Origin of the sequence: Streptomyces katrae (genome assembly GCF_002028425.1) — a bacterium.
Taxonomy (GTDB): Bacteria; Actinomycetota; Actinomycetes; order Streptomycetales; family Streptomycetaceae; genus Streptomyces; species Streptomyces katrae_A.
The window spans coordinates 4139341-4156206 of sequence record NZ_CP020042.1 but is presented as its reverse complement, the minus strand read 5'-3'; the positions used below and the strand labels follow the sequence as shown (position 1 = coordinate 4156206).

Sequence of the window (16866 nt, the reverse complement as noted above, 5' to 3'; positions counted from 1 at the left end):
GGACCGGGGCCTCTGCCGTGTGCGCGGGCTATGTGTCGGGGAGGGCGAACTCGCACCAGACGGCCTTGCCGCCGCCGGGGGTGCGGCGGGAGCCCCAGGCCGAGGCGATGGTGGCGATGATCGAGATGCCGCGGCCGGTCTCGTCGCCCGGTTCGGCGCGGCGGCGGCGCGGGAGGTGGTCGTCGCCGTCGGTGACCTCGACGATCAGGCGGCGGTCGGTGCGGCGCAGGCGCAGGCGCATGGGCGGGGTGCCGTGCTGGAGGGAGTTCGCGACGAGTTCGCTGGCGGCGAGGACGCCGAGGTCGCGGAGCTCGATGGGGAAGCGCCAGGAGGTGAGGACGCCCTGGGCGAAGGCGCGGGCGCGGGGGGCGGCCTCGACGCCGCCGAGGAGTTCGAGGGCGGCGTTGTGGAAGAGCTCGGCGTCGGCTCCGGTGCGGGCGGGCTGCTGGAGGACCATGACGGCGACGTCGTCGTCGTGGTCGGCGTCGACGCCGAGGGCGCGCATGAGGCGGTCGCAGATGATCGCGGGGGTGCCCTGGGCTCCGGCGAGGGCGCGTTCGAGGGCGGAGACGCCTTCGTCGATGTCCTCGCCGCGGCGTTCGACGAGGCCGTCGGTGTAGAGGACGGCGGTGGAGCCGGGGCCCAGCGCGATGGTGCCGGAGGTGTGGAGCCAGCCGCCGGTGCCGAGCGGGGGGCCGGTGGGGTCGGCGGCGCGGCGGACGGTGCCGTCTTCGTCGCGGACGAGGATGGGGAGGTGGCCGGCGGAGGCGTAGGCGAGGAGGCCTTCGTTGGGGTCGTGGACGGCGTAGACGCAGGTGGCGATCTGGCTGGCGTCGATCTCGGCGGCGAGTCCGTCGAGGAGCTGGAGCACCTCGTGCGGGGGCAGGTCGAGGCGGGCGTAGGCGCGGACGGCGGTGCGCAGCTGGCCCATGACGGCGGCGGCGCGCACCCCGCGGCCCATGACGTCGCCCATGACGAGGGCGGTGCGGCCGGCGCCGAGGGTGATGACGTCGTACCAGTCGCCGCCGACGGCGGCTTCGGTGCCGCCGGGCTGGTAGGTGGCGGAGATGCGGAGGTCGTCGGGCTGTTCGAGTTCCTGCGGGAGGAGGGAGCGCTGGAGGGTGACGGCGGCTTCGCGCTGGCGGCGTTCGCTGGCGCGGAGGCGGTCGACGGCTTCGGCGTGGTCGGTGACGTCGGCGAGGTGGACGAGGATCCCGGTGTGGTGGGGGTCGGGCCGGCCGTCGGTGTCGGCCTTGGGGAACCGTACGGGGGTGCAGGTGACGGTGTAGGAGCTGCCGCCGCCGGGGGCCTGGCGGTTCTTGGCGGTGCGGGGTTTGCCGCTGCGCTGGACCTGGTCGAGGAGGGGGAGCAGGCCGAGCTCGCCGAGTTCGGGGAGGGCGAGGTGTGCGGGGGCGCCGGTGGTGCGGGGGCCGAAGCCGGCGGTGTAGGCGTCGTTGACGTAGGCGACGCGGTGCTCGGGGCCGTGGACGAGGGCGACGAGGGCGGGGAGGAGGCCGAGGACCTCCTTGACGGAGAGCTCGTCGAGGGCGGGTGCGGCGGGGAGCGGGGCCGTGCCGGTGCCGGAGACGGTGGCGTCGGCGGGACTGCCCTCGGGGGGCGCGGCGGGGTGGGCGGCGGCGCCGCGGGCTGCCGGGACGGAGCCTTCACCCCTTTTGGCCTGGGCGGCGGCGTGCTCGTTCCGGGCGGCGGCGCGGCGCTGCGTGCCGGGAAGCCGGGCGCTCCAGCGCGTGAAGTTCACTGCGTTCAAGCCTCGTGGTGTCGCAAGTGGTCGCGGTGTCTCCTCCCGGTGGTGCCGGGAGGTGCCCCGTGTGGTCGGTCGCTTGCTGCTGTCACTCCGTGGGGCGTCACTCTGTGCAGGTGTGAGCCCACCTATGGTCACACGTCCAGTGTGGCGGACCGCACTGACAACGTCAGCCCTCGCTGTCGGCCGGGGGGTTGGGGGCGGGGTGCTGGAGGTGGTGCCGGGGGCCTCCGCCGGCGGCGAGTTCGAATTCTGCCCTGGGGTGTTCGAGGGATCCGAGGGAGACGATCTCGCGGGTGAAGAGTCCGGCGAGGGTCCATTCGGCGAGTACCCGCATCTTGCGGTTGAAGGTGGGGACGCGGCTGAGGTGGTAGGTGCGGTGCATGAGCCAGGCGGGGTAGCCCTTGATCTTGCGTCCGTAGACGTGTGCGACGCCCTTGTGGAGGCCGAGGGAGGCGACGGAGCCGGCGTATTTGTGGGCGTATTCGGTGAGGGCCTCGTCGCGGAGGGCGGCGACGATGTTGTCGGCGAGCTGTCTGGCCTGGCGGACGGCGTGCTGGGCGTTGGGGGCGCATTCGCTGCCGGGGGTCTGGGCGGTGATGTCGGGGACGGCGGCGGCGTCGCCCGCGGCCCAGGCGTGTTCGACTCCTTCGACGGTGAGGAAGGAGGTGCAGCGCAGGCGGCCGCGTTCGTTCCTGGGCAGGTCGCTGGCGGCGAGGACGGGGTGGGGTTTGACGCCGGCGGTCCAGACGACGGTGCGGGTGGGGAAGCGGGCGCCGTCGCTGAGGACGGCGACGCGGTTCTCGCAGGATTCGAGCCGGGTTTCGAGGCGGACGTCGATGTTGCGGCGGCGCAGTTCGCGGACGGTGTAGGTGCCCATTTCGGGGCCGACCTCGGGGAGGATCCGGTCGCTGGCCTCGACCAGCACCCATTTCATGTCCTCGGGCTTGATGTTGTGGTAGTACCGGGCCGCGTAGCGGGCCATGTCCTCGAGTTCGCCGAGTGCTTCGACGCCGGCGAATCCGCCGCCGACGAAGACGAAGGTGAGGGCGGCGTCGCGGATCGCGGGGTCGCGGGTGGAGGAGGCGATGTCCATCTGTTCGATGACGTGGTTGCGCAGGCCGATGGCCTCTTCCACGGTTTTGAACCCGATGCCGTAGTCGGCCAGGCCGGGGACGGGGAGGGTGCGGGAGACGGAGCCGGGGGCGAGGACGAGTTCGTCGTACTCGATCTGGAGGTCGCCGGTGCCCTCTTCGGGGGTGGCGAGGGTGGTGACGGTCGCCGTCCGTTTGGCGTGGTCGATGCGCTGGGCCTGGCCGATGACGATGCGGCAGCGGTCGAGGACGCGGCGCAGGGGGATGACGACGTGGCGGGGGGAGATCGCGCCCGCGGCGGCTTCCGGGAGGAAGGGCTGGTACGTCATGTACGGCTCGGGGGTGACCACGGTGACCTCGGCTTCGCCGGATCTGAGCTTCCGCTGGAGGCCCAGGGCGGTGTACATGCCGACGTATCCGCCGCCGATGACGAGGATGCGCGTGCGGGGCGGGGTACCGGGGGCGTCGCCCCGCGAGTTAGCAGCCTTCACCATCCCATGACGCAACGTGGCCGGGAGTTTGTCCACAGGCCCGACAAATTGTGTGACCAGTGGTGGGGGTGGGCCGGGGTGGCCGGGCGGGCCGGGTCGGGTGAGAAGTTCGCAGGTCAGAGCATGCGGAGGGGGTGATTCCGGGGGCTTGCGGCGGAAAAGTGGGGGTGAATGCTCCGATCGGGCGGTGCTCCGTCGGGGGCTGCCTCTTCTGAATTGACTCTGGCTCAACTATGTTCGTATCTCGTCGAGGAGTAGGACCAGGGCCCTCATGACCGTGGCCCCCCTCGACACGAAGGCGGGGAGTGTCTCCGGGGGGAGACAAATGATTACCGGGGGATACATATGCATATTTCCGATTTCCATGGTTCTGCCACCGCTCTGTCCGCAGAGAGCGGCGGCCGTGTGATCGCGGGCACGACCACCCACGGCACGGGCCGCTCGACGCCGCTGCGCGTCGATGCGCAGCGCAACCTCGAGCACGTCCTGCGTGCCGCGCGCGAGGTCTTCGGCGAGCTGGGCTACGGGGCCCCGATGGAGGACGTGGCGCGGCGCGCCCGGGTCGGCGTCGGGACGGTCTACCGGCGGTTCCCCAGCAAGGACGTGCTGGTCCGGCGCATAGCCGAGGAGGAGACCGCCCGGCTGACGGAGCAGGCGAAGTCCGCTCTGGGCCAGGAGGAGGAGCCGTGGCAGGCGCTGTCGCGGTTCCTTCGCACCTCCGTGGCCTCGGGCGCGGGCCGGCTGCTGCCCCCGCAGGTGCTGCGGGTCGGCTCGGCCGAGGAGGACGCCGAGGACGAGGGCGCGGCCCGGGTTCCGCACCAGCGGCAGGCCGTCGCGGGCGGGGCTCCGGACCTGCGCGTCGTGGGCGCGCGGAACCCGGTCGAGGACGAGCCGTCGGAGGACGCGGGCGCGGGTGCGCTGCTGGAGGTCGTCGGCCGGCTGGTGGACCGGGCGCGGGAGGCCGGTGAGCTGCGGACCGATGTCACGGTGGCCGATGTGCTGCTGGTGATCGCGACCGCCGCGCCCGCGCTGCCGGACCCGGCACAGCAGGCCGCCGCTTCGGCCCGGCTGCTGGACATCCTGCTGGAGGGGCTGCGGTCCCGCACGGCGTGAGTCGTGCGGCGTGAGTCGTGCGGCGTGAGTCGTGCGGCGTGAGTCGTGCGGCGTGAGTCGTGCGGCGTGAGTCGTGCGGCGTAGGGCCCGGCTGCGGGTCCGCGCGGGCGGTGTCGTCTTCTGCCGTGGCCTGGCGTCCCGTGCCGTCTCGTGCCGTCTCGTCTCGTGTCGTCGGTCCGGCCGGTCCCCGCAGGGGTGGGGGCCGGCCGGGCCCGGCGGTCCGGCTGCCTGGGGTCAACTGGGCGGCTGGTGCGGGCGGTCACTCGAAGGGGTGAGGAGCGGTTCGGTGATCGCCGGATTGTCCCCGGATGGGTGGATGGCGCGGAAGGCGGGCCGGGGCGGCCCTGCCGTGTGACACGCTGGATCGGTGGACCGGTCTGAGTGTGTCGTGCGGGGGCTTCCGCGATGAGCGTTGACGGGCGGGACGAGTCTCCCGGTGGCGTCAGTGACGCGAGTGGCGGGGCGTCGGCGGGCAGCCTGCCCGCCCGGCAGGTCCCGGCCCAGCGCGAGCCCGGCCGGGGGCGGCACGCCGCTTCCGGGGCGGGCGGCGGCGAGCTGCCGCCGTCCGACGGGGACTTGGTCGCCCGGATGCGCGGCGGCGACGACGGCGCGTACGAGGAGCTGTTCCGCCGGCACGCCGAGGCCGTCCGGCGCTACGCGCGGACCTGCTGCCGGGACGGGCACACCGCCGACGACCTGACCGCCGAGGTGTTCGCGCGGACGCTCCAGGCGGTGCGGGGCGGTGCGGGCCCGGACCAGTCGGTGCGGGCCTATCTGCTGACCACCGTACGGCGGGTCGCGGCGGCCTGGGCGAAAACGGCCCGGCGGGAGCATCTGGTCGAGGACTTCGCCGTGTTCGCGGAGCAGGCGGCCGCCGGTGCGGAGAGCGGCGGGGCGCTGGGCGGGCTGTCCGGGGACGACACCCTGGAACTGGGCGCGGACGTCCGGGCGATGCACGAGGCCGAGCGGTCCCTCGCGATGCAGGCCTTCCGGAGCCTGCCGGAGCGGTGGCAGGCCGTGCTCTGGCACACCACGGTCGAGGAGGCCTCGCCAAGTGCGATCGCCCCGCTGTTCGGGCTGAGCGCCAACGCGACGGCGGTACTGGCCAGCCGGGCCCGGGAGGGCCTCAAGCAGGCTTATCTCCAGGCGCACGTGAGCTCCGCGCTCAGTGCCGGCGGGGACTGCGCCCGCTACGCGGACCGGCTGGGCGCGTACGCGCGGGGCGGGCTGCGGATGCGGGCGGAGCGCGGGCTGCGGGGGCACCTGGAGGAGTGCGCCAAGTGCCGGCTGGTCGCCGGTGAGCTCAAGGACGTGAACGCGGGGATCCCCGCGCTGCTGCCGGTGGCGGTCATCGGGTGGTTCGCCGCCGGGTACGCCGCGAAGGCGGCCGGTGTGGTGGCCGGCGGGGTCGTCGCCGCGGGAGGCGCGGGTGCTGCCGCCGCCGCGGCGGGCGGGTCGTCGGCCGCGGGGGCTGCTGCCGGGGCCGCGGGCGGTGCTGCCGGGGCCGCGGGTGCGGCCGGCGGTGGGGCCGGTGCCGCCGGGGGGACCGGCGGGGCGGTGGTCTCGGAGGGGCTGGGGCTGCCCGCCAAGGCCGCCCTCGCCGCCGGTATAGCGGTCGCGGCCGCCGCCGGGGTGGTGTTCGCCCTGACCGGGGACGAGCCCGAGCCGGAGGCGAAGTCGGCGCCCAGTGCGGTGGCGCCGGTGGTGCCCAGGGCGCCCGCGGCCACCCCGCCGGAGTCGACCCCGCCGGCGGATCCGGCCCCGGCGGCGGGTGGACCCGTACCGCCCGCGCGTACGGCGACGCCGTCCGTGGCGGCTCCTCGGCCCGTGTCGCCGTCGGTGTCCGCCCCGGCGCCGGCGGCCCCGTCCCTGTCCCCGCGGCCGAAGCCCTCGCCGTCGCCCTCGTCGTCCCGGCCCAGGCCCACGCCGTCGCCGCTGCCCGCCCAGGCGTTCCCGCTGGCCCGGCTGGAGCACTCGGTCCTCGGCCGGCACACCGGTCCGGAGCTGGAGACCTGGAGCAGCAGCTGGGTGTGGCAGCGGTGGGGGCTGGTGGCCGGGGGACAGCGGTTCGGGCAGGGGATCACCGTCAGCTCCCGGTCGGCGGTGGAGATCACCCTCAACAGGCAGTGCACCTCCTTCTCGGCGCGGGCCGGGGTGGACGGGCTGTCGCTGCTGACCGACGGGACGGTGCGGTTCTCCGTCTACGCCGACGGGCAGCGGCTGTGGCGTTCGGGCGTGCTCGGGTACGGGGACGCCCCGGCGGCCGTCCAGGCGCCGCTGGCCGGGCGTTCGACGCTGCGGCTGGTGGTGGAGCAGGCCGGGCAGGGGAGCCTCCCGACGCTGGCGAGCTGGGCGGACGCGGTGATCAGCTGCCGCTGAGCAGCGGGATGTGCCGGGCCACCTCGGCGACGACCTCGGCCGGGGTCAGGCCGCGGCCCTCCGCCTCCGCCTCCGCGTGGGCTGCCGCGCCGAGGGCGGCGAGGGTGCGGGCCGGGAGCCCGTCCAGGACCGTTTCCTCCGGCACCGAGCGGGGGTGGTCCCCGCGCCAGGCGGAGGCCGCCGCGAGGACCCGTACGCTCGCGGCCGGCCGGCCTGCACCGTCCAGGAACAGGGCCGCCGTCTCGGCGAGGCAGGCCAGGACGCGTTCCGCGCAGTGGGCGGCCACCGCCTCGGCGAGGGCGGGCCCGATCCTGGCGAGACCCGCCTGCGGGCCGTGCTCGCGGGCGGTGACGGCGGCTTCGACGACCTCCAGCCCGGCGGCGAGCTGCGGGGGCGGGTTGATCTGTGCCGCCTCGGCGCGGGAGCGGGCGCACTCGGTGCGAGCCAGGTCGGTGTCCCCGCGGCGCAGGGCGAGCATCGCCGACAGGAGCCGGGCGAACGAACTCACGTCGTACACCCCGCCGTGCTGGTCGGCTTCGCGGTCGGCTTCGGCGAGAAGGCGTTCGGCGGTGTCGTAGTCCCCGGCGCAGTAGGCGGCCTCGGCGATGCGGGCGAGGGCGAAGGGCGCCTCGATCTGGGCGCCGACCTCGCGGGCGAGGCGCAGGCACTCCTCGTACTCGGTGCGGGCGGTGTCGTACTGGCCCCGGGAGAGGGCGGCCTCCCCGGCAGCGCTGGCCACCTGGGCGCGGATCCAGCGGTCTCCGCAGCGGCGGGCGATCGCGTGGAGTTCGGCGAGGTCGGCGTCGACGGTGTCGAGGCCTCCGGTCATGTCGATGGCAGAGTGGGCGCGCATCAGGAGGGTGACGCCGAGTTCCCAGTCGCCCGCGTGGCGGCGGCAGTTCTCCACGGACCGGGCGAGGTCGGGCTGGAAGCCGGCGGCGTCGCCGGTGAGGAAGGCCGTCGCCGGCCAGAGCATGCCGGGGAAGCGGGTGGTTTCCGGACAGCCCTGGCGGAAGACCTCCCTCATGCGGGCGGCGAGGGTGGCGTACTCGGGCGTGCGGAAGCCCGCGGCGCCCCTGCTCTCGGTGAGCAGGAACATGTGGAGGACCCGCAGGCGCATGGCCCGCCAGTACGCGGGGGAGCCCTCGGGGGCGTCGTCCGGGGTGGCGGCGAGGACCCGGCCGGCCCATTCGGCGCCCTCGGTGCGGTAGTTGCGCAGCCACAGGAACCAGGCGAGGGCGGTCACGAGCCGCTGGGCGGTCTCCAGGTCCGGGTCCCGGCCGGTGGTGGTGTGGAGGACGGAGCGGAGGTTGTCGAACTCGGTCTCGACGCGCCTGATCCAGGGGAGCTGTTCCGCGGAGCGCAGCAGCGGTTCGGCCCGTTCGGCGAGGGCCAGGTAGTACGCGGCGTGGCGGCGGGCGGTGGCGCGGGCCTCGTCGGCGGAGGCGGCCAGGCGTTCGGCGGCGTACTCGCGGATGGTCTCCAGCAGGCGGTAGCGCATGCCGTCGGGGTCGGGGACGGCGGTGACGAGGGATTTGTCCACGAGGGAGCCGAGGGTGAAGGGGACGTCGAGGCCGCCGTGGCCGCAGACGGCTTCGGCGGCGTCCAGGTCGCAGCCGCCCGTGAAGGCGGACATCCGGGTGAGGACGGTGCGTTCGGCGGTGTCGAGGAGGTCCCAGGACCAGTCGACCACGGCACGCAGGGTCTGCTGGCGGGGCAGGAGCGTGCGGGCGCCGCCGGTCAGGAGGCGGAAGCGGTCGTCCAGGCGGTCGGCGATCTGGCGGGGGGTGAGCAGGCGCAGACGGGCGGCGGCCAGTTCGATGGCGAGGGGCAGTCCGTCGAGGCGGGCGCAGATCTCGGCGACGGCGGCGGGGTCCTCGTCGGGGCGGAAGCCGGGGCGGGCGGCGGTGGCGCGGTCGGCGAACAGCCGGTGGGCGGGGCCGGGCGGGAGGGGTTCGAGGGGGTGCAGGAACTCGCCGGGCACGCCGAGGGGTTCGCGGCTGGTGGCCAGGATCCGGACGCCGGGGCAGTGGGTGAGGAGCTGCTCGGCGAGGGCGGCTGCGGCGTCGATGACGTGCTCGCAGTTGTCCAGGACGAGGAGCAGGCGGCGGTGTGCGCAGTGCTCTACGAGGAGGGCGGTGGGGTCGTCGTCGGCGGGGGTCTTCTCGCGGGCGACGAGGCTGTTCTCGCGCAGGCCGAGGGCGCTGAGGACGGCGCCGGGGACGGCGGCGGGGTGGTCGAGGCGGGCGAGTTCGACGAGCCAGCCGGATTCGGGCTGGGCGGCGGCCGCGTGCTCGGCGAGGCGGGTCTTGCCGGAGCCGCCGGGGCCGGTGAGGGTGACGAGGCGGACGCGGGCCAGGTCGTCGGCGAGGGCGGCGAGTTCGGGTTCGCGGCCGACGAAGGAGGTCAGGCGGGGGCGGAGGTTGCCGCGGGGCTGCGCGGGCGGGGGCGGCGGGGGGCGGAGGAGTTCGGCGTGGAGGGCGCGCAGTTGCGGGCCGGGGTCGGCGCCGAGGCCTTCGGCGAGGTCGCGGCGGGTGCGTTCGTAGGCGGCGAGGGCGTCGGCGGGGCGGCCGGCGGCGGCCAGGGCGCGCAGTTGGAGGGCGCGCAGCGGTTCGTCGTACGGGTGCTCGCGTATCAGTGCCTCGATCTCCGGGAGGAGTGCGGCCGGGGCGGTGGCGCCGCTGCGGAGGTCGGCCTCGACGCGGTCGCGCAGGGCGGTGGTGCGGCGGGCCTCCGGGGCGGCGGCGTGGCCGGTGCGGGCGGGCTCGGGGAGGTCGGTGAGGGCGGGGCCGCGCCAGAGGGCGAGGGCTTCGCGGAGGGTGGTGGCGGCGGTGGCGGGGTCGGCGGTCAGCTGTTCGGCGCCGAGGGCGGCGAGGCGGGTGAAGCGGTGGAGGTCGACGTCCTCGCGGTCGGCGGCGAGGCGGTAGCCGCCGGCGGGGTCGGTGCGGATGCTGTCGCGGGAGCCGAGGGCGCGGCGCAGGCGGGCGACGAGGGCCTGGAGGGCGGCGGGGGCGTCCTGCGGCGGGTCGTCGCCCCAGACCTCGTCGACCAGGTCGGTGACGGGGGCGGGGGCCGGGGTTCCGGCGCGGAGGGCGAGGGCGGTGAGGAGCGCGCGCAGGCGGGCGCCGCCGGGGGTGAGGGGGGCGCCGGTCGTCTCGTCACGCGCCTCGGTGGGGCCGAGGATGAGGTACCGCACCGGGCTATTCTGCCGGGTCGCTGCGCTGGGCCGCGGGGGTTTTCTCCCCGCCCCGCCCTTCGCCCGTTCCCCAGGGCTGCGCCCCGGACCCCTGGGGGGGCTTCGCCCCCCGGCCCCCGGACCCCGGCCCCCGGGCCGCTAGCGGCTCGTCGGGCCGCCCAGGGGCAGGGGTGGGAGGGGGGTTGCGGTGAGGCGGGGAAGGGGGGTCGGGAGGGGTGGGACCGCTCGGCGGCGGGGGGTGGACGTGCCCGTCCAGCAGGTGCCCCGGCGGGACATCAGCCGGCGGAGCCACAGTTCCATCGAGACGAGTTCCGCCAGCCCGTCGAGCGGTACGGGCCGGCCGTCGGCGGCGTCGGTCAACGCCTGCCGCACCACGCGGGCCTCGACCAGCCCGGCGTCGGCCAGCAGCGGTGCGTTGAAGAGGGCCAGCAGGGAGGTGAGGGCGGCCCGCAGCCCCAGCCGTACGGCGGTCTCGTTCGGCCCCGGCGCGGAGACCCCCCAGCCGGGCGGGAGCTCCCGCACCCCGGCGGAGGCCAGCACGCTGCGCAGGATCTCGGCGCGGGCCCCGGGCTGCACCCGCAGGGACTCCGGCAGGGCGCGGGCGGCCCGTACGACCTGGTTGTCGAGGAACGGGGCGTGCAGGCGCTGGCTGCGGACCTCGACGGCCTGCTCGAAGACCCGGTGGTCGGCGGCGTGGCGGGCCAGCAGGGCGCGGGCGCGGGCCTCGCCGGGCCGCAGGGAGAGCGGGGGGCGGCCGGCGGCGGCGCGCAGGCGGATCGATACTTCCGCCAGTGCCTCCCCGGTCAGCCAGCCGGCGGCCGGTCCGGGCCGGGACCAGGTGAGGGCGGCCAGGGAGGCGTCGACCGGCCCGGAGGCGGCGGTGGTGACGCCGCCCTCGCGCAGCCGGGCCGCGGCCGCTTCGATGCCCGTGCGGTACGGCGTGCGGGCGAGGCGGCGGGCGGCGGAGTAGACGGAGAAGGGGACGAGCAGGGGGCCTTCGGGGGCGGAGCGGGCGAGGGCGGCGACGGGGCGCAGCAGGTGGCGGCGCCGGCGGTCGAGCAGGAGGTCGGCCATGCGGGCGGGGTGGGCGTCGAGGACCTGGCGGGCGCCGTGGCCGGTGAAGTGGTCGGCGGAGCCGGCGGCGAGACGGCGCCGGTCGCGGGCGGCGCTGACGAGGCAGGGGCCGGGTTCGTCGGTGAGGGGGCCGTCGAGGTCGGCGTAGGGGAGGGCTTCCTCGGCGGCGGCCACGACGACGTGGTGGAGGCGGGGGTCGGCGGCGAGGGCGTGGGCGCGTTCCAGTTCGGCTTCGCGGCCGCGCGGGGTGGCGAGGTCGTTGAAGGTGACGGCGAGGAGGCGGGAGCCGGAGCCGGGCAGGGTGCCGGGGGCGCCGGGGAGTCCGGCGGCGAGGAGGGCGACGGTGGCGGAGGCGGTGCCGCCGGAGAGGTCGGCGCCGACTCCGGGGGCGGGGGCGCCGCGGGCGGCGCGGCGGTCGGCGGGGCCCATTCCGGGCACGGGTCCGGGGTCGGGCAGGAGGGTGTCGGGAGCATGCCGGGGGGCTGTGAGCCGGGCGCGCACCGCGGCCGTCAACGCTTCCCGCACTCCCTCGACCGCCCCCTCCGGGTCGGCTTCCGGGGCGGCCACGGCGAGGGAGGCCACCGGCTCGTACCCGGTGATCTCGCGGGAGCCCTCGCGCAGGATCAGGGTGTGCCCGGGCGGGATGCGGCGCACACCGGCGTAGGGGGTGCCGTCGCCCAGTGCCTCGGGGCTGTCGGGGCAGGCGAGCAGGGCGGCGAGGTGGCCGATGTCGAGCTGTGCGCCGATGAGGTCGGCGAGGGGCAGGGCGGCGGTGGCGTACGCGGTGCCGCCCGCCCAGGGGGTGTAGAAGACGGGGCGGGCGCCGGCGAGGTCGCCAAGGACGGTGATGCGCCGGCCGGCCTGGACGACGGCGGTGTAGCTGCCGGGCCATTCGGTGAGGTGGCGCAGGGCGCCGCCGCGGGCGGCGTACAGGGCGCGGCGCAGCTCCTCGTCGGTGGCGCCGCAGCAGCCGAGGACGGCGAGCCGGGTGAAGGGGTCGGCCGGGTCGGCGGTGACGGTGCGGATCTCGTCGGGGCGCCAGTCGCCGACGGCCCAGAGGGGGTCGGGGTCGCCCCACAGGAGCTGGGCGCCGACCGGGTGGACGGTGCGTTCGGCGTCCTGGCCTGCGGGATCGTCGGCGTGGGCGGCGTCGGCGATGCCGCCGTGCAGGGGTTCGCCGTAGGGGGTGTCGTGCGAGGTCCCGCCGGCCGGCGGCGGGACGCGTCCGGCCGTGCCGAAGCTCGCGGCGATACTGCTCCACCCGACCAACCAGCGCACCGCCGCCTCCCCCAGCCCGTGGGCACATGACCGGGGCAACGGGCGGCACGGACGACGTGGTCGGCGCTGAGGGCGCGGCCGGCGGGACCCCGGTGGCTCGGGGTCCATGCTGCCACGAGACGGGCGTGCGGGAGCGGCTTCGGGGGCGCACAGGTAAACGAACACGCCTCGGCCACACGGTTTTTGGCGTTCCGTTCCCACCGCCCCATAGGTCGGTTTCGGCCATTCTTCGGCCGTACTGAGTGCCCGTAGGCGTCCTCGCGCGAGGAGCGGCGGGAGGCCGCGGGGCGCGGTCCGGGAGGCCTGATCGCACCCCCCGGACCGTTCCGCCACCCGCGGGGATTGAGGCAGCGGCATCCCCCGGCCTGCCGGATCCACCCGGCGGGCCGACCCACGCACGGCACATCGAATCGCCGGGCCCCGGGTGCGGCCAGAGCGCACGGCCGGGCGCACGGCCACACGGCCGGAGCACGATCCGAGGCGTACGCCCCGGGGAGCGGGCCCCGGCGGACGGTGTGCACGGACAACAATCTCGCCATACGGAACTCGGGGCCTTAACGCTTGGGAGGCGGGGAACTACGCTGGGTTTACGAAATGCCGGGCGCCTATGCCCCGGCGGCGTCTGCGTTCCGCGTGTGACGAGGGGTGGCGCATGTCCAGGGAGCTCCGCGAGCCCAACGAGAAGCTCGGCGCCGTCCTCGCCCTGGCGGGCATCAGCAACGCGGGACTGGCCCGGCGGGTCAACGACCTGGGAGCGCAGCGCGGTCTGACGCTCCGGTACGACAAGACCTCGGTCGCGCGGTGGGTGTCGAAGGGGATGGTGCCGCAGGGCGCGGCCCCGCACCTGATCGCCGCCGCGATCGGCGCGAAGCTGGGGCGTCCGGTGCCGCTGCACGAGATCGGCCTGGCCGATGCCGACCCCGCGCCGGAGGTCGGGCTGGCCTTCCCGCGCGACGTCGGCGCGGCCGTGCGGTCGGCGACGGACCTGTACCGGCTCGACCTCGCGGGGCGGCGCGGCGGTGGCGGGATCTGGCAGTCGCTCGCCGGTTCCTTCTCGGTGTCCGCCTACGCGACGCCGGCCTCTCGGTGGCTGATATCGCCCGCGGACAGCTCGGTGGCCCGCGAGCCCGGCCCCGCCTCCGACCCCGGACCGCCCGTCCCCGCGGGCGGTGTCGGCGCCGTACGTACGGCGGCTCCGGTGCGCGCCGCCTCCGTCGCCGCGCCCCGGCGCACTCCGGAAGCCCCCGCGCAGGGCGTTGTGCCCGTCCGCCCCGGGACGGAAACCGCCGCGCCGGCACCGGTCACCGCCCCCGCGGCGGTGCTCCCGGACGCCTCCCCTCAGCGGGTGGGCCACAGCGACGTGACCAAGCTGCGCGAGGCCGCCGAGGACGCGCGCCGCTGGGACTCCAAGTACGGCGGCGGGGACTGGCGTTCGTCGATGGTCCCCGAGTGCCTGCGGGTGGACGCGGCGCCGCTGCTGCTCGGCTCCTACACGGACGAGGTGGGCCGCGCCCTGTTCGGGGCGACCGCGGAGCTGACCCGGCTGGCCGGGTGGATGGCCTTCGACACCGGCCAGCAGGAGGCGGCCCAGCGCTACTACATCCAGGCGCTGCGCCTGGCCCGCGCGGCCGCCGACGTGCCGCTCGGCGGGTACGTGCTGGCCTCGATGTCCCTCCAGGCGACCTACCGGGACTTCCCCGACGAGGGCGTGGACCTGGCCCAGGCGGCCGTCGAACGCAACCGCGGCCTGGCCACCGCCCGCACCATGAGCTTCTTCCGCCTGGTGGAGGCCCGGGCCCACGCGAAGGCGGGGGACTCGGCGGCGGCCGGTTCGGCCCTGCGTGCGGCGGAGGGCTGGCTGGAGCGCTCCCGCGAGGGGGATCCCGACCCGACCTGGCTGGGTTTCTACTCGTACGACCGTTTCGCGGCGGATGCCGCGGAATGCTACCGGGACCTCAAACTCCCCCGGCAGGTCCGCCGCTTCACCGAGCAGGCCCTGTCCCGCCCCACGGAGGAGTACGTGCGCTCGCACGGCCTGCGCCTGGTGGTGAGCGCGGTCGCCGAGCTGGAGTCGGGCAACCTCGACGCGGCCTGCGCCGCCGGCACCCGGGCCGTGGAGGTCGCGGGCCGCATCTCCTCCGCCCGCACCACCGAGTACGTGCGGGACCTGCTGCACCGCCTGGAGCCGTACGGGGACGAGCCGCGCGTCGCCGAGCTGCGCGAACGTGCCCGGCCGCTGCTGGTGACTCCCGCGTAGCCCCTATTGTCGGTGGCGGGGTGCAAGATGCAGGGGTGGGAGGTGTCAGCGTGGGCGGCGGTGTGGACTGCGATGTGCTGGTGATCGGTGGCGGGATCGTCGGCCTGTCGACGGCGCATGCCCTGTCGAGCCTGGCGCCCGGGACCCGCGTGACCGTGCTGGAGAAGGAGTCCGGGCCCGCCCTGCACCAGACGGGCCGCAACAGCGGGGTGATCCACAGCGGCATCTACTACCGCCCCGGCTCCCTCAAGGCGCGCTTCGCGGTGCGCGGGGCCGCCGAGATGGTGAAGTTCTGCGCGGAGCACGGCATCGCGCACGAGGTGACCGGCAAGCTGATCGTCGCCACGGACCGCTCCGAGCTGCCGCGCCTGCACTCCCTGGTCCAGCGCGGCCGGGAGAACGGCATCCCGGTGCGCGAGCTGGGACCGGCGCAGATAGCGGAGTACGAGCCGGAGGTCAGCGGCCTGGCCGCGATCCACGTCGGCACCACCGGGATCGTGGACTACGGCCAAGTGGCCGCGCAGCTCGCCGAGTCCTCCGGGGCGGAGATCGTCTACGGCGCCGAGGTGGACCTGATCTCACGCCGCCCGTCCGCGGTCGCGGTGCGCACCACCTCGGGGCGGGTGGTGCGGGCGCGGGTGCTGGTGAACTGCGCGGGCCTGCAGTGCGACCGGATCGCCCGGCTGGCCGGTGACGACCCGGGCATGCGGATCATCCCCTTCCGGGGCGAGTACCACGACCTGGCCCGGCCCTCGCTGGTGCGCGGGCTGGTCTATCCCGTCCCCGACCCGGCGTTCCCCTTCCTCGGGGTGCACCTCACGCGCGGCATCGGCGGCGGGGTCCACGTCGGCCCGAACGCCGTACCGGCGCTGGCCCGCGAGGGCTACCGCTGGAGCACCGTCCGGCCGCGCGACCTCGGCACCGAGCTGGCCTGGCCGGGATCCTGGCGGATGGCCGCGCGGCACTGGCGGTACGGGGCGGGCGAGATCCACCGCTCCCTGTCGAAGGCGGCCTTCACCGAGGCCGTACGCCGCCTGCTGCCCGCCGTCACGGAAGCGGACCTCACCCCCGCCGCGGCGGGGGTCCGGGCGCAGGCCGTCCTGCGGGACGGGACGCTGGTGGACGACTTCCTCATCCGCGAGGCCCCCCGCACGGTGCACGTCCTGAACGCCCCCTCCCCCGCGGCGACGGCCTCCCTCCCGATCGGCCGCGAAATCGCCGGCCGCGCCCTGCGCGTCCTCCAGTCGGCCTGACCGTCCCGCCTCGATCTCCCCCGGCTACCGCTGGGAGGGGCCCGGCCACCCCGCCGCCGCCCGGCTCGAAGCCGCCGCCCGGCGTAGAATCGGCCGCATTGTGTCTGAGTCCCTGAACCCCCAGCCCAGCCTCCCCGACGCACCGCCGGAGGCAGACGCGTACGTGCCGCCCAAGTGGCGGACCGAGCCGCGGTTTCCCGACGGCCCCGCGCCCGACCCCGCCGGCTCGCACCACGAGCGCCGGATCCGCAGCTTCCAGCCGCGCCGCAGCCGGGTCACCACCGGCCAGGGCGAGGCGCTCAAGCGCCTCTGGGGCACCTGGGGCCTGGACATCGACGGCCGCGAGGTCATCGACCTCGACCGCCTCTTCGGCGGCCTCCCCGTAGTCCTGGAGATCGGCTTCGGCATGGGCGAGGCGACCGCCCAGATGGCCGCCGCCGACCCCACCACCGGCATCCTCGCCGCCGACGTCCACACCCCCGGCCAGGGCAACCTCCTCGCCCTCGCCGAGCGCGGCGGGATGACGAACGTCCGCGTGGCGAACGGCGACGCCATCATCCTGCTCCGCGAGATGCTGCCGCCCGCCTCCCTCGCGGGGATGCGCGTGTACTTCCCGGACCCCTGGCCCAAGGCCCGCCACCACAAGCGCCGCCTGATCCAGCCGGAGTTCCTCGACCTGGCCGCCACCCGCCTGGCGCCCGGCGCGCTGCTGCACTGCGCGACCGACTGGGAACCGTACGCCGAGCAGATGCTCGAAGTGCTCACCGCGCACCCCGAGTTCGAGAACACCCAGGCCGACGGCGGCTACGCCCCGCGCCCGGAGTTCCGCCCGCTCACCCGGTTCGAGGGCCAGGGCCTCGACAAGGGGCACGTCGTACACGACCTCCTCTTCACTCGCACAGAACCCAACGCAGAACCCAAGAACCGATAAACGTCACTCCGAGTGTCCGAGCGGCTCTGTAGGGTCAT

At 75.8% G+C, this 16866-nt stretch carries 9 protein-coding genes; 5 read left to right on the top strand and 4 right to left on the bottom strand.

Annotated elements, in window-relative coordinates; all coding sequences use genetic code 11:
• Nucleotides 1–28 precede the first annotated feature (28 nt).
• On the bottom strand, nt 29–1759 hold the full coding sequence (locus B4U46_RS18955) for an ATP-binding SpoIIE family protein phosphatase (RefSeq protein ID WP_079428949.1): 1731 nt from the start codon (nt 1757–1759) through the stop codon (nt 29–31).
• A 172-nt stretch (nt 1760–1931) separates the two neighbouring features.
• Nucleotides 1932–3350, bottom strand: coding sequence for an NAD(P)/FAD-dependent oxidoreductase (locus B4U46_RS18950; RefSeq protein ID WP_079428948.1), 1419 nt, complete (start codon nt 3348–3350; stop codon nt 1932–1934).
• A 342-nt stretch (nt 3351–3692) separates the two neighbouring features.
• Here B4U46_RS18950 and B4U46_RS18945 point away from each other — a divergent pair, with 342 nt between their 5' ends.
• On the top strand, nt 3693–4460 hold the full coding sequence (locus B4U46_RS18945) for a TetR/AcrR family transcriptional regulator (RefSeq protein WP_079428947.1): 768 nt from the start codon (nt 3693–3695) through the stop codon (nt 4458–4460).
• Nucleotides 4461–4865: 405 nt separating this feature from the next.
• Nucleotides 4866–6839, top strand: coding sequence for a sigma-70 family RNA polymerase sigma factor (locus B4U46_RS18935; protein WP_079428946.1), 1974 nt, complete (start codon nt 4866–4868; stop codon nt 6837–6839).
• Here the strand turns inward: B4U46_RS18935 and B4U46_RS40070 are convergent.
• Both B4U46_RS40070 and B4U46_RS18925 read right to left on the bottom strand, forming a co-directional pair.
• Nucleotides 6826–10035, bottom strand: coding sequence for a BTAD domain-containing putative transcriptional regulator (locus B4U46_RS40070; RefSeq protein WP_079428945.1), 3210 nt, complete (start codon nt 10033–10035; stop codon nt 6826–6828). The genes B4U46_RS18935 and B4U46_RS40070 overlap by 14 nt on opposite strands.
• Before the next feature lie 138 nt (nt 10036–10173).
• The gene (locus B4U46_RS18925) at nt 10174–12387 is read right to left on the bottom strand and encodes an asparagine synthase-related protein (protein WP_237292986.1); all 2214 of its coding nucleotides are present in this window, start codon (nt 12385–12387) and stop codon (nt 10174–10176) included.
• Nucleotides 12388–13039: 652 nt separating this feature from the next.
• On the opposite strand from B4U46_RS18925, the gene B4U46_RS18920 reads away from it, so the two are divergent.
• The 3 genes from B4U46_RS18920 (at nt 13040) to trmB (ending at nt 16828) form a co-directional block, all read left to right on the top strand.
• Nucleotides 13040–14644 (top strand): sporulation protein, encoded by a 1605-nt coding sequence (locus B4U46_RS18920; RefSeq protein ID WP_079428943.1) that lies wholly within the window; start codon nt 13040–13042, stop codon nt 14642–14644.
• Between the two features lie 20 nt (nt 14645–14664).
• Nucleotides 14665–15897 carry an L-2-hydroxyglutarate oxidase gene (lhgO, locus tag B4U46_RS18915; protein WP_079428942.1) on the top strand — a complete coding sequence of 411 codons (1233 nt, stop codon included), beginning with the start codon at nt 14665–14667 and terminating at the stop codon, nt 15895–15897.
• Nucleotides 15898–15997: 100 nt separating this feature from the next.
• The gene (gene trmB, locus B4U46_RS18910) at nt 15998–16828 is read left to right on the top strand and encodes a tRNA (guanosine(46)-N7)-methyltransferase TrmB (RefSeq protein ID WP_079428941.1); all 831 of its coding nucleotides are present in this window, start codon (nt 15998–16000) and stop codon (nt 16826–16828) included.
• Nucleotides 16829–16866: the final 38 nt, after the last annotated feature.